The organism is Klebsiella sp. KP20-425-1, assembly GCF_025813515.1.
GTDB lineage: Bacteria > Pseudomonadota > Gammaproteobacteria > Enterobacterales > Enterobacteriaceae > Klebsiella > Klebsiella pneumoniae.
In genome coordinates this window covers 4,945,636-4,971,906 of record NZ_CP109614.1, presented here as the reverse complement: position 1 = coordinate 4,971,906, position 26,271 = coordinate 4,945,636, and the positions used below count along the sequence as shown (strand labels likewise).

At 56.0% G+C, this 26,271-nt stretch carries 23 protein-coding genes and 1 riboswitch; of the genes, 12 read left to right on the top strand and 11 right to left on the bottom strand.

The genetic code is table 11. The features are described from left to right. From rplA to OHJ17_RS24190, 6 genes are all read left to right on the top strand, one after another. Complete coding sequence (rplA, locus tag OHJ17_RS24215) at positions 1–705, top strand: 50S ribosomal protein L1 (protein ID WP_002884036.1); 705 nt, start codon at positions 1–3, stop codon at positions 703–705. 347 nt (positions 706–1,052) lie between these two features. Beyond that, complete coding sequence (gene rplJ / locus OHJ17_RS24210; protein WP_001207203.1) at positions 1,053–1,550, top strand: 50S ribosomal protein L10; 498 nt, start codon at positions 1,053–1,055, stop codon at positions 1,548–1,550. Between the two features lie 66 nt (positions 1,551–1,616). Further along, positions 1,617–1,982 (top strand): 50S ribosomal protein L7/L12, encoded by a 366-nt coding sequence (gene rplL / locus OHJ17_RS24205; RefSeq protein ID WP_002884142.1) that lies wholly within the window; start codon positions 1,617–1,619, stop codon positions 1,980–1,982. Positions 1,983–2,306: 324 nt separating this feature from the next. After that, positions 2,307–6,335, top strand: coding sequence for a DNA-directed RNA polymerase subunit beta (gene rpoB, locus OHJ17_RS24200; RefSeq protein WP_004901914.1), 4,029 nt, complete (start codon positions 2,307–2,309; stop codon positions 6,333–6,335). A 76-nt stretch (positions 6,336–6,411) separates the two neighbouring features. After that, the gene (rpoC, locus tag OHJ17_RS24195) at positions 6,412–10,635 is read left to right on the top strand and encodes a DNA-directed RNA polymerase subunit beta' (RefSeq protein WP_002884146.1); all 4,224 of its coding nucleotides are present in this window, start codon (positions 6,412–6,414) and stop codon (positions 10,633–10,635) included. A 400-nt stretch (positions 10,636–11,035) separates the two neighbouring features. After that, on the top strand, positions 11,036–12,376 hold the full coding sequence (locus tag OHJ17_RS24190; RefSeq protein WP_032433747.1) for an anaerobic C4-dicarboxylate transporter: 1,341 nt from the start codon (positions 11,036–11,038) through the stop codon (positions 12,374–12,376). A gap of 42 nt (positions 12,377–12,418) precedes the next feature. Here OHJ17_RS24190 and OHJ17_RS24185 read toward each other — a convergent pair whose 3' ends face one another. From OHJ17_RS24185 to OHJ17_RS24140, 10 genes are all read right to left on the bottom strand, one after another. Beyond that, positions 12,419–12,736 (bottom strand): PTS lactose/cellobiose transporter subunit IIA, encoded by a 318-nt coding sequence (locus OHJ17_RS24185; protein ID WP_004212847.1) that lies wholly within the window; start codon positions 12,734–12,736, stop codon positions 12,419–12,421. A 3-nt stretch (positions 12,737–12,739) separates the two neighbouring features. After that, complete coding sequence (locus OHJ17_RS24180) at positions 12,740–13,000, bottom strand: PTS sugar transporter subunit IIB (RefSeq protein ID WP_004198931.1); 261 nt, start codon at positions 12,998–13,000, stop codon at positions 12,740–12,742. Positions 13,001–13,217: 217 nt separating this feature from the next. Next, complete coding sequence (locus tag OHJ17_RS24175) at positions 13,218–14,750, bottom strand: sensor domain-containing diguanylate cyclase (RefSeq protein WP_004171439.1); 1,533 nt, start codon at positions 14,748–14,750, stop codon at positions 13,218–13,220. A gap of 316 nt (positions 14,751–15,066) precedes the next feature. Next, positions 15,067–16,200 (bottom strand): 2-iminoacetate synthase ThiH, encoded by a 1,134-nt coding sequence (gene thiH / locus OHJ17_RS24170; protein WP_004177872.1) that lies wholly within the window; start codon positions 16,198–16,200, stop codon positions 15,067–15,069. Continuing rightward, positions 16,197–16,967: a thiazole synthase gene (gene thiG, locus OHJ17_RS24165; protein WP_032424342.1), complete on the bottom strand. Its 771-nt coding sequence runs from the start codon at positions 16,965–16,967 to the stop codon at positions 16,197–16,199. The genes thiH and thiG overlap by 4 nt, the downstream gene beginning before the upstream one ends. Before the next feature lies 1 nt (position 16,968). Then, positions 16,969–17,169 (bottom strand): sulfur carrier protein ThiS, encoded by a 201-nt coding sequence (thiS, locus tag OHJ17_RS24160; protein WP_002884183.1) that lies wholly within the window; start codon positions 17,167–17,169, stop codon positions 16,969–16,971. Further along, positions 17,153–17,908: a thiazole biosynthesis adenylyltransferase ThiF gene (thiF, locus tag OHJ17_RS24155; protein ID WP_004177871.1), complete on the bottom strand. Its 756-nt coding sequence runs from the start codon at positions 17,906–17,908 to the stop codon at positions 17,153–17,155. The genes thiS and thiF overlap by 17 nt, the downstream gene beginning before the upstream one ends. Continuing rightward, positions 17,901–18,536, bottom strand: a complete 636-nt coding sequence (gene thiE, locus OHJ17_RS24150; protein ID WP_004152310.1) for a thiamine phosphate synthase — start codon at positions 18,534–18,536, stop codon at positions 17,901–17,903. Before thiE ends, thiF begins: the two co-directional genes overlap by 8 nt. Beyond that, a complete protein-coding gene (thiC, locus tag OHJ17_RS24145) occupies positions 18,536–20,431 on the bottom strand; it encodes a phosphomethylpyrimidine synthase ThiC (RefSeq protein ID WP_004178230.1) in 1,896 nt (631 codons plus the stop codon). Before thiC ends, thiE begins: the two co-directional genes overlap by 1 nt. 85 nt (positions 20,432–20,516) lie before the next feature. After that, a riboswitch (TPP riboswitch) is annotated at positions 20,517–20,641 on the bottom strand. A 52-nt stretch (positions 20,642–20,693) separates the two neighbouring features. Further along, positions 20,694–21,191 (bottom strand): Rsd/AlgQ family anti-sigma factor, encoded by a 498-nt coding sequence (locus OHJ17_RS24140; protein WP_002884324.1) that lies wholly within the window; start codon positions 21,189–21,191, stop codon positions 20,694–20,696. Positions 21,192–21,284: 93 nt separating this feature from the next. Here OHJ17_RS24140 and nudC point away from each other — a divergent pair, with 93 nt between their 5' ends. From nudC to OHJ17_RS24110, 6 genes are all read left to right on the top strand, one after another. Then, positions 21,285–22,058 carry an NAD(+) diphosphatase gene (gene nudC / locus OHJ17_RS24135; protein ID WP_002884327.1) on the top strand — a complete coding sequence of 258 codons (774 nt, stop codon included), beginning with the start codon at positions 21,285–21,287 and terminating at the stop codon, positions 22,056–22,058. Positions 22,059–22,098: 40 nt separating this feature from the next. Continuing rightward, positions 22,099–23,163 (top strand): uroporphyrinogen decarboxylase, encoded by a 1,065-nt coding sequence (gene hemE / locus OHJ17_RS24130; protein ID WP_004178235.1) that lies wholly within the window; start codon positions 22,099–22,101, stop codon positions 23,161–23,163. A gap of 12 nt (positions 23,164–23,175) precedes the next feature. Then, a complete protein-coding gene (gene nfi, locus OHJ17_RS24125) occupies positions 23,176–23,847 on the top strand; it encodes a deoxyribonuclease V (RefSeq protein WP_004152311.1) in 672 nt (223 codons plus the stop codon). Positions 23,848–23,889: 42 nt separating this feature from the next. Further along, entirely contained in the window at positions 23,890–24,480 is a 591-nt protein-coding gene (locus OHJ17_RS24120) for a YjaG family protein (protein WP_002884331.1), read from the top strand. Between the two features lie 186 nt (positions 24,481–24,666). Further along, a complete protein-coding gene (hupA, locus tag OHJ17_RS24115; protein WP_002884342.1) occupies positions 24,667–24,939 on the top strand; it encodes a nucleoid-associated protein HU-alpha in 273 nt (90 codons plus the stop codon). A gap of 12 nt (positions 24,940–24,951) precedes the next feature. Beyond that, the gene (locus OHJ17_RS24110) at positions 24,952–25,647 is read left to right on the top strand and encodes a DUF1481 domain-containing protein (RefSeq protein ID WP_002884344.1); all 696 of its coding nucleotides are present in this window, start codon (positions 24,952–24,954) and stop codon (positions 25,645–25,647) included. 3 nt (positions 25,648–25,650) lie between these two features. Here OHJ17_RS24110 and zraP read toward each other — a convergent pair whose 3' ends face one another. Next, positions 25,651–26,088 (bottom strand): zinc resistance sensor/chaperone ZraP, encoded by a 438-nt coding sequence (zraP, locus tag OHJ17_RS24105; RefSeq protein WP_002884346.1) that lies wholly within the window; start codon positions 26,086–26,088, stop codon positions 25,651–25,653. Positions 26,089–26,271: the final 183 nt, after the last annotated feature.

Below are 26,271 nucleotides of genomic sequence, written 5' to 3'. Positions count from 1 at the left end.
ATGGCTAAACTGACCAAGCGCATGCGCGTGATCCGTGAGAAAGTTGATGCAACTAAACAGTACGACATCAACGAAGCCATTGCTCTGCTGAAAGAGCTGGCCACCGCTAAATTTACCGAAAGCGTAGACGTTGCCGTTAACCTCGGCATCGACGCTCGTAAATCTGACCAGAACGTCCGTGGCGCAACTGTACTGCCGCACGGTACTGGCCGTTCCGTTCGCGTAGCCGTATTTACCCAGGGCGCAAACGCTGAAGCTGCTAAAGCTGCAGGCGCTGAGCTGGTAGGTATGGAAGATCTGGCTGAGCAGATCAAAAAAGGCGAAATGAACTTTGACGTTGTTATTGCTTCCCCGGATGCAATGCGCGTTGTTGGCCAGCTGGGCCAGGTTCTGGGTCCGCGTGGCCTGATGCCGAACCCGAAAGTAGGTACCGTAACTCCGAACGTTGCTGAAGCGGTTAAAAACGCGAAAGCAGGCCAGGTTCGTTACCGTAACGACAAAAACGGCATCATCCACACCACCATCGGTAAAGTGGACTTTGACGCTGACAAACTGAAAGAAAACCTGGAAGCTCTGCTGGTTGCGCTGAAAAAAGCAAAACCGACTCAGGCGAAAGGCGTGTACATCAAGAAAGTTAGCATCTCCACCACTATGGGTGCAGGTGTTGCAGTAGATCAGGCTGGCCTGAACGCTTCTGCAAACTAATGCCTTTACGTGGGCGGTGATTTTGTCTACAATCTTACCCCCACGATTCTGTCAATAAGACAGACGCTATGCGAGTCATTTGAATTGCAGCTAACGCCGCTGCGGTTCGAAGGACGAAGTCATAGGAAGAATTTGTTCGTTGGAGCCTGGCCTATCCAGGCCTCCGTCGAAGACCGCAGGTGTTTCGCAAGAAACTTAATCCCCTGCGTAGACGGTGACAGAACGCTAAGATTATTTTTGGATATTCTGGCTTGTTTCTGCTCACCGTATTTAGACGCTCTTTTCGTTGAATTGAGTGAAGTGAGTTCCAGAGCATAGGCTCTGGCAAACATCCAGGAGCAAAGCTAATGGCTTTAAATCTTCAAGACAAACAAGCGATTGTTGCTGAAGTCAGCGAAGTAGCCAAAGGCGCGCTGTCTGCAGTAGTTGCGGATTCCCGTGGCGTAACTGTAGATAAAATGACTGAACTGCGTAAAGCAGGTCGTGAAGCTGGCGTATACATGCGTGTTGTTCGTAACACCCTGCTGCGCCGCGTCGTTGAAGGTACTCAGTTCGAGTGCCTGAAAGACACGTTTGTTGGTCCGACCCTGATTGCATACTCTATGGAACACCCGGGCGCTGCTGCTCGTCTGTTCAAAGAGTTCGCGAAAGCGAATGCAAAATTTGAGGTCAAAGCCGCTGCCTTTGAAGGTGAGCTGATCCCGGCGTCGCAGATCGACCGCCTGGCAACTCTGCCGACCTACGAAGAAGCAATTGCACGCCTGATGGCAACCATGAAAGAAGCTTCGGCTGGCAAACTGGTTCGTACTCTGGCTGCTGTACGCGATGCGAAAGAAGCTGCTTAATCGCAGTTATCTTTGTAAAGCATTCGCTTACGTATAAACTTATTCTGATATTCAGGAACAATTTAAATGTCTATCACTAAAGATCAAATCATTGAAGCAGTATCCGCTATGTCCGTAATGGACGTTGTTGAGCTGATCTCTGCAATGGAAGAAAAATTCGGTGTTTCCGCTGCTGCTGCTGTAGCTGTAGCTGCTGGCCCGGTTGAAGCTGCTGAAGAAAAAACTGAATTCGACGTAATTCTGAAAGCTGCTGGCGCTAACAAAGTTGCTGTTATCAAAGCAGTACGTGGCGCAACTGGCCTGGGTCTGAAAGAAGCTAAAGACCTGGTAGAATCTGCTCCGGCTGCACTGAAAGAAGGCATCAGCAAAGACGACGCTGAAGCTCTGAAAAAATCTCTGGAAGAAGCTGGCGCTGAAGTTGAAGTTAAATAAGCCAACCCTTCCGGTTGCAGCCTGAGAAATCAGGCTGAGGCTGGTGACTTTTTGGTCACCAGCCTTTTTGCGCTGTAAGGCGCCAGTAGCGTTTCACGCTGTTTGACTACTGGTTTGCCTCTCAATGCTTGTTTCTATCGACGACTTAATATACTGCGACAGGTTAGGGTTCCTGGGCTGTGTAAATCGCAATGAAATGGTTTAAGCGTGATAGCAACAGGCATTGCGGAAAGTGTTCCATTTTCCGGTCAACAAAATAGTGTTGCATAAAAAACTGCCCTCTGCGGGCAGATGGGTCGACTTGTCAGCGAGCTGAGGAACCCTATGGTTTACTCCTATACCGAGAAAAAACGTATTCGTAAGGATTTTGGTAAACGTCCACAAGTTCTGGATGTGCCATATCTCCTTTCTATCCAGCTTGACTCGTTCCAGAAGTTTATCGAGCAAGATCCTGAAGGGCAGTATGGTCTGGAAGCTGCTTTCCGTTCCGTATTCCCGATTCAGAGCTACAGCGGTAATTCCGAGCTGCAATACGTCAGCTACCGTCTGGGCGAACCGGTTTTTGACGTTAAAGAATGTCAGATCCGTGGCGTGACTTATTCTGCACCGCTGCGCGTAAAACTGCGTCTGGTGATCTACGAGCGCGAAGCGCCAGAAGGCACCGTCAAAGACATTAAAGAACAAGAAGTCTACATGGGCGAAATTCCGCTCATGACCGACAACGGTACCTTTGTTATCAACGGTACCGAGCGTGTTATCGTTTCTCAGCTGCACCGTAGCCCGGGCGTCTTCTTTGACAGTGACAAAGGTAAGACCCACTCCTCCGGTAAGGTTCTGTATAACGCACGTATCATCCCTTACCGCGGTTCCTGGCTGGACTTCGAATTCGACCCGAAAGACAACCTGTTCGTTCGTATCGACCGTCGTCGTAAGCTGCCGGCTACCATCATCCTGCGCGCGCTGAATTACACCACTGAGCAGATCCTTGACCTGTTCTTCGAAAAAGTGGTCTTTGAAATTCGCGACAACAAGCTGCAGATGGAGCTGATTCCGGAGCGTCTGCGCGGTGAAACTGCCTCCTTCGATATCGAAGCCAACGGCAAAGTGTACGTTGAGAAAGGCCGTCGCATCACGGCTCGTCATATCCGTCAGCTGGAAAAAGACGATATCAAGCATATCGAAGTGCCGGTTGAATATATCGCGGGCAAAGTGGCGGCTAAAGACTATATCGATGAAGCGACTGGCGAACTGATCTGCCCGGCGAACATGGAGCTGAGCCTGGATCTGCTGGCTAAGCTGAGCCAGTCTGGCCACAAGCGTATCGAAACGCTGTTCACCAACGATCTGGACCACGGCCCGTACATCTCTGAAACGGTACGCGTCGACCCGACTAACGATCGTCTGAGCGCGCTGGTAGAAATCTACCGCATGATGCGCCCTGGCGAGCCGCCGACTCGTGAAGCCGCTGAAAGTCTGTTTGAGAACCTGTTCTTCTCAGAAGACCGCTACGATCTGTCCGCGGTTGGTCGTATGAAGTTCAACCGTTCTCTGCTGCGCGACGAAATTGAAGGTTCCGGTATCCTGAGCAAAGACGACATCATCGAAGTGATGAAGAAGCTCATCGATATCCGTAACGGTAAAGGCGAAGTGGACGATATCGACCACCTCGGTAACCGTCGTATCCGTTCCGTTGGCGAAATGGCGGAAAACCAGTTCCGCGTTGGCCTGGTACGTGTAGAGCGTGCGGTGAAAGAGCGTCTGTCTCTTGGCGATCTGGATACCCTGATGCCTCAGGATATGATCAACGCCAAGCCGATTTCCGCAGCAGTGAAAGAGTTCTTTGGTTCCAGCCAGCTGTCTCAGTTTATGGACCAGAACAACCCGCTGTCTGAGATTACGCACAAACGTCGTATCTCCGCACTCGGCCCAGGCGGTCTGACCCGTGAGCGCGCAGGCTTCGAAGTTCGAGACGTACACCCGACCCACTACGGTCGCGTATGTCCGATCGAAACGCCTGAAGGTCCGAACATCGGTCTGATTAACTCCCTGTCCGTGTACGCGCAGACCAACGAATATGGCTTCCTTGAGACGCCGTATCGTAAAGTGACCGACGGTGTGGTTACTGACGAAATTCACTACCTGTCTGCTATCGAAGAAGGCAACTACGTTATCGCTCAGGCGAACTCCAACCTGGATGAAAACGGCCACTTCGTAGAAGATCTGGTTACCTGCCGTAGCAAAGGCGAATCCAGCTTGTTCAGCCGCGACCAGGTTGACTACATGGACGTATCCACCCAGCAGGTGGTATCCGTCGGTGCGTCCCTGATCCCGTTCCTGGAACACGATGACGCCAACCGTGCATTGATGGGTGCGAACATGCAACGTCAGGCGGTTCCGACTCTGCGCGCTGATAAGCCGCTGGTTGGTACCGGTATGGAACGTGCTGTTGCCGTTGACTCCGGTGTTACTGCCGTGGCTAAACGTGGCGGTACCGTTCAGTACGTGGATGCTTCCCGTATCGTTATCAAAGTTAACGAAGACGAGATGTACCCGGGCGAAGCAGGTATCGACATCTATAACCTGACCAAGTACACCCGTTCTAACCAGAACACCTGCATCAACCAGATGCCTTGCGTGTCCCTGGGCGAACCTATTGAGCGCGGCGACGTGCTGGCAGACGGCCCGTCCACCGACCTCGGTGAGCTGGCGCTGGGTCAGAACATGCGTGTAGCGTTCATGCCGTGGAACGGTTACAACTTCGAAGACTCCATCCTCGTTTCCGAGCGTGTTGTCCAGGAAGACCGTTTCACCACTATCCACATTCAGGAACTGGCGTGCGTGTCCCGTGACACCAAGCTGGGGCCGGAAGAGATCACCGCTGACATCCCGAACGTGGGTGAAGCTGCGCTCTCCAAACTGGATGAATCCGGTATCGTTTATATCGGTGCGGAAGTGACCGGCGGCGACATTCTGGTTGGTAAGGTAACGCCGAAAGGTGAAACCCAGCTGACGCCGGAAGAGAAACTGCTGCGCGCGATCTTCGGTGAGAAAGCGTCTGACGTTAAAGACTCTTCTCTGCGCGTACCGAACGGTGTCTCTGGTACCGTTATCGACGTTCAGGTCTTTACCCGTGACGGCGTAGAAAAAGACAAACGTGCTCTGGAAATCGAAGAGATGCAGCTGAAGCAGGCCAAAAAAGACCTGTCTGAAGAACTGCAGATCCTCGAAGCCGGTCTGTTCAGTCGTATCTACGCGGTGCTGGTCTCCGGTGGCGTTGAAGCTGAGAAGCTCGACAAGCTGCCTCGCGATCGCTGGCTGGAACTGGGCCTGACCGACGAAGAGAAACAAAATCAGCTGGAACAGCTGGCTGAGCAGTATGACGAACTGAAACACGAGTTCGAGAAAAAACTCGAAGCGAAACGCCGTAAAATCACCCAAGGCGACGATCTGGCACCGGGCGTGCTGAAGATTGTTAAGGTATATCTGGCCGTTAAACGCCGTATCCAGCCTGGTGATAAGATGGCGGGTCGTCACGGTAACAAGGGTGTTATCTCTAAGATCAACCCGATCGAAGATATGCCGCACGATGCTAACGGTACGCCGGTAGATATCGTACTGAACCCGCTGGGCGTACCGTCTCGTATGAACATCGGTCAGATCCTTGAAACTCACCTGGGTATGGCTGCAAAAGGCATCGGCGATAAGATCAACGCCATGCTGAAACAGCAGCAGGAAGTCGCGAAACTGCGCGAATTCATCCAGCGTGCTTACGATCTGGGCGCTGACGTTCGCCAGAAAGTTGACCTGAATACCTTCAGCGATGAAGAAGTTCTGCGTCTGGCTGAAAACCTGCGTAAAGGCATGCCGATCGCAACGCCGGTATTCGACGGTGCGAAAGAAGCTGAAATCAAAGAGCTGCTGCAGCTGGGCGACCTGCCGACTTCCGGTCAGATCACCCTGTTTGATGGCCGCACCGGTGAACAGTTCGAACGTCCGGTAACCGTGGGTTACATGTACATGCTGAAACTGAACCACCTGGTCGACGACAAAATGCACGCTCGTTCCACCGGTTCTTACAGCCTGGTTACTCAGCAGCCGCTGGGTGGTAAGGCACAGTTCGGTGGTCAGCGCTTCGGTGAGATGGAAGTGTGGGCGCTGGAAGCATACGGCGCGGCCTACACCCTGCAGGAAATGCTCACCGTTAAGTCTGATGACGTGAACGGTCGTACCAAGATGTATAAAAACATCGTGGACGGCAATCACCAGATGGAACCAGGCATGCCGGAATCCTTCAACGTACTGTTGAAAGAAATTCGCTCGCTGGGCATCAACATCGAACTGGAAGACGAGTAATTCTCGCTCAAACAGGTCACTGCTGCCGGGTTAACGCCCGGCAGCGGAATGTGCTAACTCCGACGGGAGCAAATCCGTGAAAGACTTATTAAAGTTTCTGAAAGCGCAAACTAAAACCGAAGAGTTTGATGCGATCAAAATTGCTCTGGCTTCGCCAGACATGATCCGTTCATGGTCTTTCGGTGAAGTTAAAAAGCCGGAAACCATTAACTACCGTACGTTCAAACCTGAGCGTGACGGCCTTTTCTGCGCCCGTATCTTTGGGCCGGTAAAAGATTATGAGTGCCTGTGCGGTAAGTACAAGCGCCTGAAACACCGCGGTGTGATCTGTGAGAAGTGCGGCGTTGAAGTGACCCAGACTAAAGTGCGTCGTGAGCGCATGGGCCACATCGAGCTGGCATGTCCGACTGCGCACATCTGGTTCCTGAAATCCCTGCCGTCCCGTATCGGTCTGCTGCTGGATATGCCGCTGCGCGATATCGAACGTGTACTGTACTTTGAATCCTATGTGGTTATCGAAGGTGGCATGACCAACCTCGAACGCAACCAGATTCTGACGGAAGAACAGTACCTGGACGCGCTGGAAGAGTTCGGTGACGAATTCGACGCGAAAATGGGCGCGGAAGCGATCCAGGCGCTGCTGCGCAATATGGATCTGGAGCAGGAATGCGAGCAGCTGCGTGAAGAGCTGAACGAAACCAACTCCGAAACCAAGCGTAAAAAGCTGACCAAGCGCATTAAGCTGCTGGAAGCTTTCGTTCAGTCTGGCAACAAGCCGGAGTGGATGATCCTGACCGTTCTGCCGGTACTGCCGCCAGATCTGCGTCCGCTGGTTCCGCTGGACGGTGGTCGTTTCGCGACGTCTGACCTCAACGATCTGTATCGTCGCGTGATCAACCGTAACAACCGTCTGAAACGTCTGCTGGATCTGGCTGCGCCGGATATCATCGTACGCAACGAAAAACGTATGCTGCAGGAAGCGGTTGACGCCCTGCTGGATAACGGTCGTCGCGGTCGTGCGATCACCGGTTCTAACAAACGTCCTCTGAAATCTTTGGCCGATATGATCAAAGGTAAACAGGGTCGTTTCCGTCAGAACCTGCTCGGTAAACGCGTTGACTACTCCGGTCGTTCTGTTATCACCGTAGGTCCATACCTGCGTCTGCATCAGTGCGGTCTGCCGAAGAAAATGGCGCTGGAGCTGTTCAAACCGTTCATCTACGGCAAGCTGGAACTGCGTGGCCTGGCCACCACCATCAAAGCCGCTAAGAAGATGGTTGAGCGCGAAGAAGCTGTCGTTTGGGATATCCTGGACGAAGTTATCCGCGAACACCCGGTCCTGCTGAACCGTGCGCCAACCCTGCACCGTCTGGGTATTCAGGCATTCGAACCGGTTCTGATCGAAGGTAAAGCCATCCAGCTGCACCCGCTGGTTTGTGCGGCATACAACGCCGACTTCGATGGTGACCAGATGGCTGTTCACGTACCGCTGACGCTGGAAGCCCAGCTGGAAGCGCGTGCGCTGATGATGTCTACCAACAACATCCTGTCCCCGGCGAACGGCGAACCAATCATCGTTCCGTCTCAGGACGTCGTACTGGGTCTGTACTACATGACCCGTGACAGTGTTAACGCCAAAGGCGAAGGCATGGTGCTGACTGGCCCGAAAGAAGCTGAGCGTATTTATCGCGCCGGCCTGGCCTCTCTGCATGCGCGCGTTAAAGTGCGTATCACTGAATACGAAAAAGACGACAATGGTGAGTTTGTCGCGAAAACCAGCCTGAAAGACACGACCGTTGGCCGTGCCATTCTGTGGATGATCGTACCGAAAGGTCTGCCGTTCTCTATCGTGAACCAGGCGCTTGGTAAGAAAGCGATCTCCAAGATGCTGAACACCTGTTACCGTATTCTGGGTCTGAAACCGACCGTTATTTTTGCGGACCAGACGATGTACACCGGCTTTGCTTACGCAGCGCGTTCAGGTGCATCCGTTGGTATCGATGACATGGTCATCCCGGAGAAAAAATACGAAATCATCAGCGAAGCGGAAGCGGAAGTTGCTGAGATTCAGGAACAGTTCCAGTCCGGTCTGGTGACCGCGGGCGAACGCTACAACAAAGTTATCGATATCTGGGCTGCGGCGAACGATCGTGTATCCAAAGCGATGATGGATAACCTGCAAACCGAAACCGTGATTAACCGTGACGGTCAGGAAGAGCAGCAGGTTTCCTTCAACAGCATCTACATGATGGCCGACTCCGGTGCGCGTGGTTCTGCGGCACAGATTCGTCAGCTGGCTGGTATGCGTGGTCTGATGGCGAAGCCGGATGGCTCCATCATCGAAACGCCGATCACCGCGAACTTCCGTGAAGGTCTGAACGTACTCCAGTACTTCATCTCTACCCACGGTGCTCGTAAAGGTCTGGCGGATACCGCACTGAAAACAGCGAACTCCGGTTACCTGACTCGTCGTCTGGTTGACGTTGCACAGGACCTGGTCGTCACTGAAGACGACTGCGGCACCCTGGAAGGCATCACCATGACGCCGGTTATCGAAGGTGGCGACGTTAAAGAGCCGCTGCGCGATCGCGTACTGGGTCGTGTGACTGCGGAAGATGTTCTGAAGCCGGGTACCGCGGATATTCTGGTTCCACGCAACACGCTGCTGCATGAGCACTGGTGTGACCTGCTGGAAGCGAACTCCGTTGACTCCGTCAAAGTGCGTTCCGTTGTATCCTGTGACACCGACTTTGGCGTCTGCGCGCACTGCTATGGTCGTGACCTGGCGCGTGGCCACCTCATCAACAAAGGTGAGGCTATCGGCGTTATCGCGGCACAGTCCATCGGTGAGCCGGGTACACAGCTGACGATGCGTACGTTCCACATCGGTGGTGCGGCATCTCGTGCGGCTGCTGAATCCAGCATCCAGGTGAAAAACAAAGGTAGCATCAAGCTCAGCAACGCGAAGTCGGTTGTGAACTCCAGTGGTAAGCTGGTTATCACTTCCCGTAATACCGAGCTGAAGCTGATCGACGAATTCGGTCGTACCAAAGAGAGCTATAAAGTACCTTACGGTGCGGTTATGGCGAAAGGCGACGGTGAGCAGGTTGCCGGCGGTGAAACCGTCGCAAACTGGGATCCGCACACCATGCCTGTTATCACCGAAGTTAGCGGTTTCATCCGTTTCACTGACATGATCGACGGCCAGACCATTACTCGTCAGACTGACGAGCTGACCGGTCTGTCTTCGCTGGTGGTTCTGGACTCTGCAGAACGTACCGCAGGTGGTAAAGATCTGCGTCCAGCACTGAAAATTGTTGATGCTCAGGGCAACGACGTTCTGATCCCAGGCACTGATATGCCTGCTCAGTACTTCCTGCCGGGTAAAGCGATTGTTCAGCTGGAAGATGGCGTACAGATCAGCTCGGGTGACACCCTGGCGCGTATTCCGCAGGAATCCGGCGGTACCAAGGATATCACCGGTGGTCTGCCGCGCGTTGCGGACCTGTTCGAAGCACGTCGTCCGAAAGAGCCGGCTATCCTGGCTGAAATCAGCGGTATCATTTCCTTCGGTAAAGAAACCAAAGGGAAACGTCGCCTGGTTATCACCCCGGTAGACGGTAGCGAGCCGTACGAAGAGATGATCCCGAAATGGCGTCAGCTCAACGTGTTCGAAGGTGAACGTGTGGAACGTGGTGATGTGGTTTCCGACGGTCCGGAAGCACCGCACGACATTCTGCGTCTGCGTGGCGTACATGCTGTGACCCGTTACATTGTTAACGAAGTCCAGGACGTATACCGTCTGCAGGGCGTTAAGATTAACGATAAGCACATCGAAGTTATCGTTCGTCAGATGCTGCGTAAAGCCACCATCGAAAGCGCAGGCAGCTCCGACTTCCTCGAAGGCGAGCAGGTGGAATACTCCCGCGTCAAGATCGCGAACCGCGAACTGGAAGCGAACGGCAAAGTGGGCGCAACGTTCTCCCGCGATCTGCTGGGTATCACCAAAGCGTCTCTGGCCACCGAGTCCTTCATCTCCGCGGCATCGTTCCAGGAGACCACTCGCGTGCTGACCGAAGCAGCCGTTGCGGGCAAACGCGACGAACTGCGCGGTCTGAAAGAGAACGTCATCGTGGGTCGTCTGATCCCGGCCGGTACCGGTTATGCGTATCACCAGGATCGTATGCGCCGTCGCGCTGCTGGCGAGCTGCCGGCGGCACCGCAGGTGAGCGTGGAAGAAGCGTCTGCCAACCTGGCAGAGCTGCTGAACGCAGGTCTGGGCGGTTCTGACAACGATTAATCGTTGATGCACTGCTAAAAAGCCGGTCAGGTTTCCTGACCGGCTTTTTTTATTGTCTATTTTCCGCCGCTTTCCCGGCCCTTAATTACATTTACGACATATTAAATCTTCATTTTCTTAGCAATTAATTCATGCAAAATATCTATTAGAAGCCTTTTTCTAAAACCTTTCTTTATGTATGGGTAAAACTTCTACTCATATCAAAAAATAATCAATTCAAAGGGTATATATTCAAAATACCTGATGAATCATGGGATTACTTCTGTTGCTGTATCTTCGGCGCGACGGCGCTGGAGAGGGATCGCCGCATCTCATGCTTCTCCCGGTAAGGCGCAGAAATAATCCCGACAGGCAGGTAGGGATCATTTTTAGATCTGAGTGGACAGGCTCTGGGGGCTGCATGGAATTCGCGATACAACTCATTACTATATTAATTTGTCTGTTTTATGGTGCCCGAAAAGGGGGTATTGCGCTGGGGCTGCTGGGCGGCATCGGTTTGGTGATCCTCGTCTTTGTTTTTCATCTCCAGCCGGGCAAACCGCCGGTTGATGTGATGCTGGTGATTATTGCAGTGGTAGCCGCCTCGGCGACTCTGCAGGCGTCCGGCGGGTTAGACGTGATGCTGCAGATTGCCGAGAAGCTGCTGCGGCGTAACCCGAAATATGTTTCTATCGTGGCGCCTTTCGTCACCTGCACGCTGACCATCCTCTGCGGTACCGGCCACGTGGTGTATACCATCCTGCCGATTATCTACGATGTGGCGATTAAGAATAACATTCGTCCGGAGCGTCCGATGGCCGCCAGCTCCATTGGCGCTCAGATGGGGATCATCGCCAGCCCGGTCTCGGTGGCGGTGGTATCGCTGGTGGCGATGCTGGGAAATTTTACCTTTAACGGGAAACACCTGGAGTTTCTCGATCTGCTGGCGATAACCATTCCGTCCACGCTGCTGGGTATTTTAGCCATCGGTATCTTCAGCTGGTTCCGCGGCAAAGACCTGGATCAGGACGAAGCCTTCCAGGCGTTTATTGCGCTACCGGAGAACAGCCATTACGTCTATGGCGATACGGCGACCCTGCTGGACAAAAAGCTGCCGACCAGCAACTGGATAGCAATGTGGATTTTTCTGGCCTCTATCGCCGTGGTGGCGCTGCTTGGCGCTTTTTCTGAACTGCGCCCGGCCTTTGACGGTAAACCACTGTCGATGGTGCTGGTTATCCAGATGTTTATGCTGCTCTCCGGAGCGCTGATCATCATCATTACAAAAACTAACCCGGCATCGATTTCCAAAAATGAGGTCTTTCGTTCGGGAATGATCGCTATCGTCGCGGTGTACGGCATCGCGTGGATGGCGGAGACCATGTTTGGCGCGCACATGACCGAGATTAAAGGCGTGCTTGGTGAAATGGTAAAAGAGTATCCGTGGGCTTATGCCATCGTGCTGCTACTGGTTTCGAAATTTGTGAACTCCCAGGCGGCAGCGCTGGCGGCGATTGTGCCAGTAGCCCTGGCCATCGGCGTCGACCCGGCCTATATCGTGGCTTCTGCGCCGGCCTGCTATGGCTACTATATTCTGCCGACCTACCCAAGCGATCTGGCGGCGATCCAGTTTGATCGCTCAGGGACCACCCATATCGGCCGCTTTGTGATTAACCACAGCTTTATCCTGCCCGGGCTCATCGGCGTCGGCGTCTCCTGCGTGTTTGGCTGGGTATTCGCGGCGATGTACGGCTTTCTGTAAGAAGGACGGGCGCCGGCAGCGACGCCCGTTAAATCCGTGAGATTATTGCGCGAGGGGCAGACGACGATAGAGTTCAATCATGTCGGTCGCCAGATCCTGAATGACCATAGCGTTCATCAGATGGTCCTGGGAATGCACGGTGATCAGGTTGACCGGCAATTTACCGCTGCCTTCATCCATGCCGATAAGCTGGGTCTGAATTTTATGCGCATGTTTGACGAACTCATGGGATTCAGCCATGGCCTGCTCCGCGGCGGCAAAATCGCCTTTTCGCGCCAGCTGTAGCGCCGTCAGCGCCGCGCTACGTGCGGAACCCGCGTTAACCAGCAGCTCCATGATGATCGTTTCTAAATCTTCCATCGATTACTCCAGCATCTTAAGGGCTTTATCCAGAACGGCATCACCTTTCATCATGCCGTAGTCCATCATATCGATCACGGCGACCTTCTTGCCGAACGGGTCGGCCAGCGCCTGCAGCTTCGCCTGCTCATATTTCACCTGCGGGCCGAGCAAAATAATGTCGGCGGCGGCCAGATTATCTTTAAACTCAGCGACCGGTACGGCCTTGATAGAGACCTCAACACCCTTCTTCTGCGCGGCATCTTGCATACGCTGAACCAGCATGCTGGTAGACATACCGGCGGCACAGCACAAAACGATATTCTTCATAGTCAGTGGCCCTTGTGTTCCGTGATGTCTTATCTTTATCGCGGCCCTGGCGATGCGACAACCGCTTTACCGTGATTGTGTGTAAGGCATCACACAATAATTGAAACCGGTTTCATTTTTTCCGGAAAAAATAAAAAAGCCCACCGAAGTGGGCGGTGGCGGCGCTGAAGTCTTACGCGCGCAGGATACGGTTTTTACCCTGCTGTTTGGCTTTGTACAGCGCTTCATCGACGCTCACCACCAGCTTATCCAGTGGCTCCATATTCCATTCCCCGAGGCCGGCGCTGAAGGTGACCGTCAGGCCATCTTCGCGCCAGGTGCGTCGTTCGACGTTTACCCGCCATGTTTCCAGCAGCGTGCGGGCGTTATCGATATGTTCGGCAGGAAAGACCACCGCGAACTCTTCGCCGCCGTAGCGATAGAGGGATATCTCCAGCGGCTGGAGGACCTGTAGCCCTTCGCGAGCGACGTTACGCAGGACGATATCGCCATTGAGATGGCCCCAGGTGTCGTTGATCGATTTAAAGTTATCGATATCGACCAGCGCGAGGGCGAATGGCTGGTGATCGTTCATCAGGGCGGCAATATCGCTGTCGAAGGCGCGGCGGTTTTTGCAGCCGGTGAGAGCGTCGATGGTCGCCTGGCGGACGTAGGACAGTTCGCGCTGTTTATTGGTTTCAATCGCTTTACTCAGCATCGCCTCAAGGCGCGGGGCGCGTTTGACGTCACCGGTTTTAATCGCATTGATGATATTCATCAGCACGGTACGGGAAGCATGACGCAGATAAAGACCGAACAGGATAATAATGATCGCTGCGAGAGTGAAACCGCCGATCACTAAATTGGTCTCATGACGTGTCAGATTGACCAGGGTGGCGTTATCGACACGGAAAATCACAAACCAGTCGGGATTGGTAAAGGAGTAATAGTAATACCAGGTGTCGCTCCCGGGATCGTAAAGCTGCCCCTCTCCGCTGGTCATTTTATCCATCAGCTCGTCCCTGACGAAGGGTTTAAACAGCGCGCCCGGGTCGGAGTGCAGGACCACTTTGCCATCCCGTTGCACCACAAAAAATTCCCCCTGTACGGGCGCCACCATCTGGCGCAGCGCGAACCCCATGGAGGTGAGATCGAGATGAAAGGCCAGGCTGCCCTTGAGTTTCCCTTCCGGGGTAATGATGGGTTTGAAAATGGTAATCGTCGGATGGTGGGTGAAATAATCCATATACGGACTGGTGTAGTGGCTGAAGGTGCTGGCTTCCGCCTGTTTGATAAACCAGGGCCGCGTTTTGGGATCGAAAGCCCGGCTGTCTTCGTTTTCCAGCACCTCCGGGGCGCGCAGATAGTGGCCCTCGGTATCCGCCAGCGAGATGGATGAGACGCTTGGCATCATGTTCTGTAACTGCATCAGCGTGGTTAACCCTTTCTCCGGCTCCACATTGACTGCGCGATTCAGTTCGTCATTGCGGGCAAAGAAGGCGGCTGCGCGCCCGAGGATAAAATCATTTTCCCGCAGCAGGGTTTCCGTATAGTTGATCGCGAGGTTATGGGTAAAATTGCGGTTAATATCGTGATAATCTTCGAGAAAATCTTTCTGTTGCGCCAGAGTCACAAAAATAGCGATCAGCATAAAACTGAGCAAAATACCGGCAAACCCCACGACGATCGGCGTCGTAAAAGAGAGCTTTCTGTTGTGTAGAGCCATGAATCGTTAATCGTCCCGGATGTATAAACCATGGGTCCGAACGCAGGTTGCGTCTGGGACGCCTGCCGATCGAATCAGTTCACTATTGCTCAATTATAACTCTGAGGCCTTCATGTATCGTGATTTATATTCGGCGATAATGTGCAGGCCTCTGCTCAGCGCGGAGAGGCAGGGCGAAAATGAGGAAGAAAAGGTTCGCCCTGGTCAGCGTCCGCTGCTGACCAGGGCAGAATAGAAAAACGGCGTCGGGCGGGCCAGCCTCCGTTTTTCATCTCTCGTGCAGGCGCGCAAAATTATCAGGCGTTTACACTGTACATCATGAGGTTTGCGAAGCGCGTCCCAGCCAGCTATCCCAGTCTTTCCATACCGGCTGCAGGCCGCGGGCGGCCAGCGCGCTGGCGACCTCTTCAGGGCGGCGATCGTCGTGCGGGGCAAATTGCTCGAGCTCCGGATGATCGTCGGCGTAGCCGCCGGGCTGGGTTTTAGAGAAGGCGCTGACGTTATTGATCGCCAGCGGGATCACCCGGTCGCGGAACCAGGGTGATTCGCGGGTGGATAGCGACAGCTCAACCTCTGGCGCCAGCAGGCGGAAGGCGCAGATAGTTTGCACCAGTTGGCGCTCATCCATCAGCGAAGCCGGTTCAATACCGCCGGCGCAGGGACGCAGGCGCGGGAAGGAGACCGAATAGCGGCTGCGCCAGTAGCGCTGCTGCAGCCACAGCAGGTGCTCAGCGACTATAAAGCAGTCCACTCGCCAGCTGTCGGAAAGGCCGATGAGCGCGCCAAGGCCGATCTTATCGATCCCCGCCGCGCCTAAGCGATCCGGCGTATCCAGCCGCCAGAAGAAATCCTGCTTTTTTCCTTTCAGATGGTGTTGGGCGTACATGCTTTCATGATAGGTCTCCTGATAGACCATCACCCCGTCGAGCCCCAGGGTTTTCAGCTCGGCATACTCTTCAGTCGCCAGCGGCTGCACCTCCATATGCAGCGAGGCAAACTGGCTGCGGATAGCCGGTAGGTGCTGACGGAAATAATCCATTCCCACCTTACCCTGATGTTCGCCGGTCACCAGCAGCAGATGCTCAAAGCCCAGGTTGCGGATTGCGGCGCACTCGCGGGCAATCTCGGCGGCATCCAGCGTCTTGCGCTTAATGCGGTTGCTCATCGAGAAGCCGCAGTAGGTGCAGTCGTTAGCGCACAGGTTGGAGAGATACAGCGGCACGTAGAAGCTGACGGTATTGCCGAAGCGCTGCCGGGTGAGGCGCTGCGCGCGCTGGGCCAGCGGTTCAAGGTAATTGGCCGCGGCAGGCGAGAGCAGGGCCATCATATCGTCGCGGGTGAGCTGTTTAGCCGCCAGCGCCCGTTCGACGTCGGCGGCGGTTTTGCTGTTGATGCGCAGGCGGATATCGTCCCACTCCAGCTGCCGCCAGCGATCGCTAAAGGTTTTCATGCCAGCGCCTCCAGGAATCCGGTGAGCGGGCTGGTGGCCTGCGCCTGCGTACTGCGTGCCCCCGGTCCGGCCTGACGCGCCAGTAATCCGGCATCGATCGCCATACGGAAGGCGCGGGCCATGGCCACGGGGTTGTCGGCGACGGCAATGGCGGTATTGACCAGCACCGCGTCCGCGCCCATCTCCAGCGCCTGCGCCGCATGGCTCGGGACGCCGATCCCGGCGTCGACCACCACCGGGACCGTCGCCTGCTCGATAATAATCTCCAGCATGGCTTTGGTTTCCAGCCCCTGATTGGAGCCGATCGGCGCACCCAGCGGCATCACCGCCGCGCAGCCCACCTCTTCCAGTCGTTTACACAGCACCGGATCGGCGCCGCAGTAGGGCAGCACCACGAACCCTTCGCGGACCAGCAGCTCCGCCGCTTTCAGGGTTTCAATCGGGTCGGGCAGCAGCCAGCGGGCGTCCGGGTGGATCTCCAGCTTCAGCCAGTGGGTACCCAGGGCTTCCCGCGCCAGACGGGCGGCAAACACCGCCTCTTCCGCCGTCTTGGCGCCCGAGGTATTCGGCAGCAGGCTGACTCCCGCCGCCAGCAGCGGGGCGAGGATGGCGTCATTGCGCTGGCGTAAATCGACGCGCTTCATCGCCAGGGTTACCAGCTGGCTGCCCGAGGCGCGAATCGCCTCGACCATCACCTCCGGGGCGGCGAATTTGCCGGTACCGGTGAAAAGATGGGATTCAAACGTTTTGTCTGCAATACGTAACATGTCAGCCTCCAGCGATAACCTGAAAAAGCAGGACCCGATCGCCTTCCTGCAAGAGATGATCTTCCCACCGGTCGCGCGGCAGGATGTGTTGATTGAGCGCCAGCGCAACGCCAGGCTGCTGCTGTTCGAGCTGGGTCAGCAGGGCGCTGACGCTGAGATTGTCGGCGCACGCCAGCGGCTCGTCGTTAAACCAGATCTGCATGCCGCCCTCCGCACACCGGGCAGCTCCGGGAACGCTGTAGCGCAAGGGCGCGCCAGTTGCTGGTGCGGGCGTCGAACAGCCGCAGGGTGTTGCGCGGCGTCGCCATGCCGCTGAGCAGCTTAATCGTCTCCAGCGCCTGCAGGGTGCCCATCATGCCGACCACCGGGCCGACGATCCCCGCGGTGCGGCAGTTGCGCTGCGGTTCATCGCTTTCCGGCCACAGGCAGCGATAGCAGCCCTGCGTCCAGGGCGGGGTGAGCACCATCAGCTGACCGCCGAAGCCCACGGCGCTGGCGGTCACTAACGGGGTATCGAGGGCCACACAGGCGGCATTGATCGCCTGGCGGGTGACCATATTATCGGTACAGTCCAGCACCACGTCCGCTTTCGCCACTTCGGCGCGGAGCGCCTCGCCGCTTAAGCGCTGCTGGAGCGCCACCAGTTTGATCTGCGGGTTTAGCTGGCTGAGCCGGGTCTGTGCCGCTGCGGCTTTTGGCCGATCGATATCCGCGCTGGTGAACAAGATCTGCCGTTGCAGGTTGCTGAGATGCACCGCGTCGTCATCGGCCAGGGTGAGCGTCCCGACGCCAGCCCCGGCCAGATAGAGCGCCGCCGGGGAGCCCAGCCCGCCAAGGCCGATAATCAGCACTCGACTGGCTAACAGCTTCTGCTGCCCTTCGATGGCAATATCCTCCAGCAGCAGCTGGCGGCTATAGCGCATAAAGTCGTGATCATTCATCGCCCGCTCCCGCCAGCGCCAGCAGTTGGTCGGTCGCTGCCCGCCAGTCCGCCGCCTGGGTGATGGCGCTGACCACCGCGATGCTGCCGACGCCGGTCGCCAGTACCCCCGGCGCCTTTTCCAGGCTAATTCCGCCGATCGCCACGGTGGGGTAATCCGCCAGGCGTTGAATATGTCTGGCAAGCTGCTCGAGGCCCTGCGGCGCGGAAGGCATCTGTTTGGTTTGCGTCGGGAAGACGTGACCTAGCGCTATGTAAGAGGGGCGCGCCGCAAGGGCGACATCAATTTCCATATCATCGTGAGTAGAGACGCCAAGACGCAGCCCGGCCTGGCGGATAGCGCTCAGATCGGTGGTTTCCAGATCTTCTTGTCCGAGATGCACGCCATAGGCCTGATGCTTAATCGCCAGCTGCCAGTAATCGTTAATGAACAGTCGGGCGTGATAGCGGCGACCAAGGGCGATGGCGGCGATCACGTCATCCTCCACTTCGCTGTCGCGCCGGTCTTTGATGCGTAACTGAAGGGTACGTACCCCAGCTTCGAGCAGGCGCTCAATCCACGCCACGCTGTCCACCACCGGGTAGAGTCCGAGACGAAACGGGACGGGTGGAAAATCAGGTTGATACATCAGGCTTCCTCCTGTTTCAGGTAGATTTCGCCGCCGCGGGCGCGGAAGTTATTCGACATATCGGCCATGCCGGCTTCGATACTTTGCTTCGCGGCGTAGTCGCGGACCTCCTGAGTGATTTTCATCGAACAGAATTTCGGCCCGCACATGGAGCAGAAGTGGGCGACTTTGCCGGACTCCTGCGGCAGGGTTTCATCGTGATAGGCCCGCGCGGTGAACGGGTCGAGCGCGAGGTTGAACTGGTCTTCCCAGCGGAATTCAAAACGCGCTTTTGACATCGCGTTGTCGCGGATCTGCGCCCCGGGATGGCCTTTCGCGAGGTCGGCGGCGTGGGCGGCGATTTTGTAGGTAATCAGCCCCTGTTTGACATCCTCTTTGTTGGGCAGGCCGAGATGCTCTTTCGGCGTGACATAGCACAGCATGGCGCAGCCGAACCAGCCGATCATTGCCGCGCCGATACCGGAGGTGAAATGGTCGTAGCCCGGCGCGATGTCAGTGGTGAGCGGCCCCAGGGTGTAGAACGGCGCTTCGTGGCAGTGCTCCAGCTGTTCGGTCATATTGCGGCGGATCATCTGCATCGGCACGTGGCCAGGGCCTTCAATCATCACCTGCACGTCATATTCCCAGGCGATTTTCGTCAGTTCGCCGAGGGTGCGCAGCTCGGAAAACTGCGCCTCGTCGTTGGCATCCTGAATGGAGCCGGGGCGCAGGCCATCGCCCAGCGACAGCGACACGTCATAGGCGGCGCAGATTTCGCAGATTTCGCGGAAATGCTGGTAGAGGAAGTTTTCCTGATGATGCGACAGGCACCACTTAGCCATGATTGAGCCGCCGCGCGAGACGATACCGGTCAGGCGCTTCGCCGTCATCGGGACGTAGCGCAACAGTACGCCGGCGTGAATCGTGAAGTAGTCGACGCCTTGCTCGGCCTGTTCCAGCAGGGTATCGCGGAAGACTTGCCAGGTGAGATTCTCGGCGATGCCGTTGACCTTCTCCAGCGCCTGGTAAATCGGCACGGTACCAATCGGCACCGGGCTGTTGCGCAGGATCCACTCGCGGGTTTCGTGGATATAGCGGCCGGTGGAGAGGTCCATCACCGTGTCGGCGCCCCAGCGGGTTGACCAGACCAGTTTCTCGACCTCTTCTTCGATGGAAGAGGTCACCGCCGAGTTGCCGATATTGGCATTCACTTTCACCAGGAAGTTGCGGCCGATAATCATCGGTTCAGACTCCGGGTGGTTGATGTTGGCGGGGATGATGGCGCGTCCGGCGGCCACTTCATCGCGAACAAACTCGGGGGTGATGTTTTCCGGAAGGTGGGCGCCGAAGCCTTCACCTGCGTGCTGCTGGCGCAGAACCTCGCTGCGGATACGTTCGCGACCCATGTTTTCGCGAATGGCGATGAACTCCATCTCCGGGGTGACTATCCCCTGGCGGGCGTAGTGCAGCTGGGTAACGCATTTGCCAGCGACGGCGCGTTTGGGCGTCAGCAGGCCGCTGAAGCGCAGCTCATCGAGACCGTCGTCGGCCAGCCGCGCTTTGGTATAGGCCGAGCTGCGTTCGCTGAGCGGCGCGCAGTCGTTACGCGCGTCGATCCACGGCTGGCGCAGCTTTGCCAGCCCCTGGCGGACATCAATGCTAATATCCGGGTCGCCATACGGCCCGGAGGTGTCATACACCGGGATCGGTTCGTTGGTTTCGTACCGGGGGTTATCTTTATCGCCGCCGACGAGAGTTGGGCTGAGCTGAATTTCACGCATCGGGACGCGGATATCCGCTTGTGAGCCGTGAACATAGATGCGGCGTGAATTAGGAAAAGCGGTACCCGCCAGCGTATCAATGAATCGCTGCGCGTGCTCGCGTTGTTCCCGACGGGTTAGTTTGGTAGTAGACATAGCGCATTCCAGTTAAAAAAGGACATGGCTTGTCAGACGACGGATGGAGTAACAGATGCGATCGGCCCTGACGGACTGACGCGAACAGCAGTTTACTCTTGTTCCCTTCGCAGGTATTAGCCTGATCAGGTTCCGCGGATCCCGAATTAACGGTCTCAGCCTTTTCCACGTTAGCCTGCGCATGGAAAATAGGCACTCCGACAAGATGAAATCCCTCCGCAGAGGGATAATGTACGTAAATTACGCGTTAACGGTTCACAACTCAAGCGGTCGGCGCAATATTATCGCGCACGTCATTGCTCAGGTTATGGGCGACAGCCAGGGCGATCAGTTTATCTTCCAGCGCGAAACGCGCCTCCAGCGACTCGCCGATATCCGACAGCGCCTGCTGAAATTCAAGATAGTTATCGTGATCGATGGCGTTTTCGAGGCAGGTATCGTAGTAGTCCATCATCTGCTGGGTATTGGCTTCCAGCTGCGGGTAAAGCCGGGTGGCGGCTAAAAGAGGGGTATCGCCTTCCATTTCGCCAATAATGCGTTCATAAATACTAAAATGACCGGATGAGAGGTAATCCACCAGACTTTGGCAAAAGTCATCCAGCGCCTTTTCGTTTAGCCGCATAAACGACTCTTTGCCCGGTTTCAGGCCAACCAGGTTGTAGTAAGCCACGAGCAGATGCTTACGCACTTGTAGCCAGCGATCGACCAGTTCATTACTACCGCCAACGCGCTCCGTCAGATTTTCCAGCTGGTTTAGCATGATTGACTCCGCTAGTTTTGATTTAAATCTGCTCACCAAAATGTAAATATAATGTTAACAACATGCCAGTGAAGCAAAGGTAGTGCAATAGATATGGATCGTATTATTGAAAAATTAGATCGCGGCTGGTGGGTTGTCAGTCACGAACAAAAATTATGGTTGCCTGGTGGAGAATTACCACATGGCGAAGCGGTTAATTTCGATCTTGTCGGCCAGCATGCGCTGCATATTGGCGAGTGGCAGGGCGAGTCCGTGTGGATGGTGCGCCAGGATCGTCGCCATGACATGGGATCGTTGCGCCAGGTGCTGGATCAGGATCCGGGACTCTTCCAGCTGGCTGGGCGGGGGATCCAGCTCGCCGAATTTTATCGCTCGCATAAATTTTGCGGTTACTGCGGCCACCCGATGCATGCCAGCAAAAGCGAATGGGCGATGCTGTGCAGCCACTGCCGCGAACGTTACTACCCGCAAATTGCCCCCTGCATTATCGTGGCAATCCGTCGCGACGATGCGATCCTGCTGGCGCAACATACGCGCCATCGCAACGGCGTGCACACCGTGCTGGCCGGCTTTGTCGAGGTCGGCGAAACCCTTGAGCAGGCGGTGGCTCGCGAGGTGATGGAGGAGAGCGGTATTCGGGTAAAAAATCTGCGTTACGTGACCTCTCAGCCATGGCCGTTCCCGCAGTCGCTGATGACCGCCTTTATGGCGGATTACGCAGATGGCGAGATCGTGGTCGACAAAAAAGAGTTACTGACCGCGGACTGGTATCGCTATGACGACCTGCCGCTTCTGCCGCCGCCGGGGACAGTGGCGCGGCGGCTTATCGAAGATACCGTCGCGATGTGTCGGGCAGAGTTCGAGTGACATGTTACACTGGGCGTATCAACGCTAAAGGAATGTAAAAATGACCGAACTGAAGAACGATCGTTACCTGCGCGCGCTGCTGCGTCAGCCGGTTGATGTCACCCCGGTGTGGATGATGCGCCAGGCGGGCCGCTATTTACCGGAGTACAAAGCCACCCGTGCGCAAGCGGGCGACTTTATGTCGCTGTGTAAAAATGCCGAGCTGGCCTGCGAAGTGACGCTCCAGCCGCTGCGCCGTTACCCGCTGGACGCGGCGATCCTCTTTTCGGACATCCTGACCATCCCGGACGCCATGGGGCTGGGGCTGTACTTTGAAGCTGGCGAAGGTCCGCGCTTCACCTCGCCGGTAAAAAGTAAAGCCGACGTCGACAAGCTGCCGATCCCGGATCCGGAGCAGGAGCTGGGCTATGTAATGAACGCCGTGCGCACCATTCGCCGCGAACTGAAAGGCGAAGTGCCGCTGATCGGTTTTTCCGGTAGTCCATGGACGCTGGCTACGTACATGGTGGAGGGCGGCAGCAGCAAGGCCTTCACCGTGATTAAAAAGATGATGTACGCCGAGCCGCAGGCGCTGCATGCGCTGCTGGATAAGCTGGCGAAGAGCGTTACCCTGTATCTCAACGCGCAGATCAAAGCCGGCGCGCAGTCGGTGATGATTTTTGACACCTGGGGCGGGGTGCTGACCGGCCGCGACTATCAGCAGTTCTCCCTCTACTACATGCATAAGATCGTCGATGGCCTGCTGCGGGAAAACGAAGGCCGCCGCGTGCCGGTGACTCTGTTCACCAAAGGCGGTGGTCAGTGGCTGGAAGCGATGGCGGAGACCGGCTGCGATGCGTTGGGTCTCGACTGGACCACCGATATTGCCGATGCTCGCCGTCGCGTGGGTAACAAAGTAGCGCTGCAGGGCAATATGGATCCGTCGATGCTCTATGCGCCCGCCCCGCGTATTGAAGAAGAAGTGGCGACCATTCTTGCCGGCTTTGGCCAGGGGGAAGGCCACGTCTTTAACCTTGGACACGGTATTCATCAGGACGTTGACCCCGAGCATGCGGGCGTCTTTGTTGAGGCTGTGCACCGTCTGTCCGCACCCTATCACCAGTAGGAGATAAGCCCTATGGATTTAGCCGCACTACGTACCCAACAGCAACAGTTAGCCGCGTCGGTAGAGCGTGCGGATCGACTGGATCGCGACCCGCCGGCGTTGATCGGCGGCGCGGACGTCGGGTTTGAGCAGGAAGGGGAGATCACCCGGGCTGCGATGGTGCTGCTGACCTGGCCTGAGCTTGAGCTGGTGGAGTATCAGGTGGCGCGGGTCGCCACCTCTATGCCCTATATTCCCGGCTTTCTCTCGTTTCGCGAAACGCCTGCGCTGCTGGCGGCGTGGGAGCAGCTTTCGCAAAAACCGGACCTGCTCTTCGTTGACGGACACGGCATTTCTCATCCCCGGAGATTGGGCGTCGCCAGCCATTTTGGCCTGATGATTGATGTGCCGACTATCGGAGTGGCGAAAAAACGCCTGTGCGGCAAAATCGGCGACCTGGGTGATGAGCCTGGCGCGCTGGCCCCGCTGATGGATAAAAATGAGCAACTGGCCTGGGTCTGGCGCAGCAAAGTGCGCTGCAACCCGCTGTTTATTAGCACCGGCCACAGGGTAGGCATGGACAGCGCTTTAATGTGGGTTGAGCGTTGCATGCGAGGCTACCGTCTGCCCGAGCCGACGCGCTGGGCCGATGCGGTGGCGTCCCGTCGTCCGTCGTTTGTGCGTTGGCAAGCAAATCACAGCTGATTCAGGTACACTGCGCCTAATTTCTGACTTCGAGAATTCATCATGTTACAAAACCCGATTCACCTGCGCCTGGAGAAGCTGGAAAGCTGGCAGCATGTCACTTTTATGGCCTGCCTGTGCGAACGTATGTATCCCAACTACGCGATGTTCTGCAAGCAAACCGAGTTTGGCGACGGCCTGCTTTATCGTCGTATCCTGGACCTGATCTGGGAAACGCTGACGGTTAAAGATGCGAAGGTGAATTTCGACAGCCAGCTGGAGAAGCTGGAAGAGGCGATCCCGGCGGCAGATGATTTCGACATGTACGGTGTCTATCCGGCCATAGACGCTTGCGTGGCGTTGAGTGAACTGATTCATTCTCGTCTGAGCGGCGAAACGCTCGAGCACGCGATCGAGGTGAGCAAGACCTCCATCACCACCGTGGCGATGCTGGAAATGACCCAGGAAGGTCGCGAAATGACCGACGAAGAGTTGAAAGCGAATCCGGCGGTAGAGCAGGAATGGGATATTCAGTGGGAAATTTTCCGCCTGCTGGCCGACTGTGAAGAGCGTGATCTTGAGCTGATAAAAGGTCTGCGCGCGGACCTGCGCGAGGCTGGCGAGAGCAATATTGGTATAAATTTTCAGCAGTGAGACCAGAAAACGTGATTTACCGCCTGAATTGTAGCGTCTGAAGGCTTCCATTCCGCCCCCCGTCTGGTCTACATTTGGAGGGCGAAAAAAAGTGGCTATCGGTGCGTGTATGCAGGAGGGTGCTTTTTTGGCATTTCCGTCGCACTCGATGCTTAGCAAGCGATAAACACATTGTAAGGATAACTTATGAACAAGACTCAACTGATTGATGTAATTGCGGACAAAGCTGACCTGTCCAAAGCACAGGCTAAAGCTGCCCTGGAATCTACCCTGGCTGCAATTACTGAGTCTCTGAAAGAAGGTGATGCTGTTCAACTGGTTGGTTTCGGTACCTTCAAAGTGAACCACCGCGCTGAGCGTACTGGCCGCAACCCGCAGACCGGTAAAGAGATCAAAATCGCTGCAGCTAACGTGCCGGCATTTGTTTCTGGCAAAGCACTGAAAGACGCAGTTAAGTAAGACCGCGTGGCAGTGAACAGTTTTATCGAAGGGGCTATTAAGCCCCTTTTGTCTGTCTGGCGCCGGCCTCTGGCGCTGGCGGGCATCCTGTTGCTGACTGCCTGCAGCCACGACACGTCGCTACCGCCGTTTACCGCCAGCGGATATGCGGACAATCAGGGAGCGATGCGCATCTGGCGTAAAGATTCTGGCGATGAAGTCCATCTTCTCGCCGCCTTCAGCCCGTGGCGTCACGGGGACACTTCGACCAGCGAATATCGCTGGCAGGGCGATCAACTGGCGCTTATCGAACTCAATGTCTATGGCAAACCGCCGGAACATATTCGCGCCCGTTTCGACGCGCAGGGCGATCTGAGCTTTATGCAACGGGAAGTGGACGGGCAGAAGCAGCAGCTCTCCAGCGACCAGGTCGCGCTATATCGTTATCGCGCCGAACAGATCCGCCAGACCAGCGACGCCCTCCGCCAGGGGCGGGTCGTCCTGCGGCAGGGGCGCTGGAACGCTGCCGCGCATACCGTGCTGACCTGCGAAGGGCAGACGGTTACGCCCGACCTCGATAGCCGGGCCCTGGCGCACATTGAACGCCGCCAGAGCCACGCTTCCGCCGCAGTGAGCATTGCCTGGCTGGAGGCGCCGGAAGGCTCTCAACTGCTGCTGGTCGCCAATGAAAACTTCTGCACCTGGCAGCCGACGGAAAAAAGCTTCTAACCTTTACCAGTGGTTCATGCCCATATGACCGCCGGCGCTACCGCGACAGCCGCCATATCCCATTCCTGCGCCGCGGGGAACGCCTGCCTCAGCCAGGGCGATATCAAACTTCACCCGCTGCTGATCCAGCTTCTGGCGTAAGCCTTCCATCTCCTGAGCGACAGCTTCAATCTTCCCGCTGTCCGGCTTTTGCGCCGTGAGCAGCGCATTGTACTCATAGCGTTTGGACTGCAGCTGCTGGCGCAGGGCGCTGGTTTGCGCATAGTAATCGTTATGCAGCTTTTGCACGGTAGCCTGCTGCTCCTGGGTCAGCTGACTGTAGCCCTGGTTGCCCATCCCGTTATTGTTGCCCCAGTGGTGGTTGGCCCAGGCCGCGTTGCTGGCGAAGGTCAGCGCGGCAAAGGTAACGAGGGCGAGAGGTAAGGTACGGTTCCGTTTCATGGCATTTTCTCCTGTGTGGTTTCCCTCGGTATTGCATCTTCCATGCCAGTCTGAAAAAGCCCGTCTGTGTCGGCCTGCCGAAGCCTTTGCCGAGGAGAGCGAGTAAAAATGACCCGTTCCGCCAGGGTCAGGCGAGTCATTTTTACTCGCTTAAGCGCAGGCGATATGTTTGAGAGCAGGATT

Bases quoted from the DNA above. Each gene is read 5' to 3' on its own strand.
- rplA (WP_002884036.1), top strand. From the start codon at position 1: ATGGCTAAACTGACCAAGCGCATGCGCGTGATCCGTGAGAAAGTTGAT.
- rplJ (WP_001207203.1), top strand. From the start codon at position 1,053: ATGGCTTTAAATCTTCAAGACAAACAAGCGATTGTTGCTGAAGTCAGC.
- rplL (WP_002884142.1), top strand. From the start codon at position 1,617: ATGTCTATCACTAAAGATCAAATCATTGAAGCAGTATCCGCTATGTCC.
- rpoB (WP_004901914.1), top strand. From the start codon at position 2,307: ATGGTTTACTCCTATACCGAGAAAAAACGTATTCGTAAGGATTTTGGT.
- OHJ17_RS24190 (WP_032433747.1), top strand. From the start codon at position 11,036: ATGGAATTCGCGATACAACTCATTACTATATTAATTTGTCTGTTTTAT.
- OHJ17_RS24185 (WP_004212847.1), bottom strand. From the start codon at position 12,736: ATGGAAGATTTAGAAACGATCATCATGGAGCTGCTGGTTAACGCGGGT.
- OHJ17_RS24180 (WP_004198931.1), bottom strand. From the start codon at position 13,000: ATGCTGGTTCAGCGTATGCAAGATGCCGCGCAGAAGAAGGGTGTTGAG.
- OHJ17_RS24175 (WP_004171439.1), bottom strand. From the start codon at position 14,750: ATGGCTCTACACAACAGAAAGCTCTCTTTTACGACGCCGATCGTCGTG.
- thiH (WP_004177872.1), bottom strand. From the start codon at position 16,200: ATGAAAACCTTTAGCGATCGCTGGCGGCAGCTGGAGTGGGACGATATC.
- thiG (WP_032424342.1), bottom strand. From the start codon at position 16,967: ATGTTACGTATTGCAGACAAAACGTTTGAATCCCATCTTTTCACCGGT.
- thiS (WP_002884183.1), bottom strand. From the start codon at position 17,169: ATGCAGATCTGGTTTAACGACGAGCCGCTGGCGTGCGCCGACAATCTC.
- thiF (WP_004177871.1), bottom strand. From the start codon at position 17,908: ATGAATGATCACGACTTTATGCGCTATAGCCGCCAGCTGCTGCTGGAG.
- thiE (WP_004152310.1), bottom strand. From the start codon at position 18,536: ATGTATCAACCTGATTTTCCACCCGTCCCGTTTCGTCTCGGACTCTAC.
- thiC (WP_004178230.1), bottom strand. From the start codon at position 20,431: ATGTCTACTACCAAACTAACCCGTCGGGAACAACGCGAGCACGCGCAG.
- OHJ17_RS24140 (WP_002884324.1), bottom strand. From the start codon at position 21,191: ATGCTAAACCAGCTGGAAAATCTGACGGAGCGCGTTGGCGGTAGTAAT.
- nudC (WP_002884327.1), top strand. From the start codon at position 21,285: ATGGATCGTATTATTGAAAAATTAGATCGCGGCTGGTGGGTTGTCAGT.
- hemE (WP_004178235.1), top strand. From the start codon at position 22,099: ATGACCGAACTGAAGAACGATCGTTACCTGCGCGCGCTGCTGCGTCAG.
- nfi (WP_004152311.1), top strand. From the start codon at position 23,176: ATGGATTTAGCCGCACTACGTACCCAACAGCAACAGTTAGCCGCGTCG.
- OHJ17_RS24120 (WP_002884331.1), top strand. From the start codon at position 23,890: ATGTTACAAAACCCGATTCACCTGCGCCTGGAGAAGCTGGAAAGCTGG.
- hupA (WP_002884342.1), top strand. From the start codon at position 24,667: ATGAACAAGACTCAACTGATTGATGTAATTGCGGACAAAGCTGACCTG.
- zraP (WP_002884346.1), bottom strand. From the start codon at position 26,088: ATGAAACGGAACCGTACCTTACCTCTCGCCCTCGTTACCTTTGCCGCG.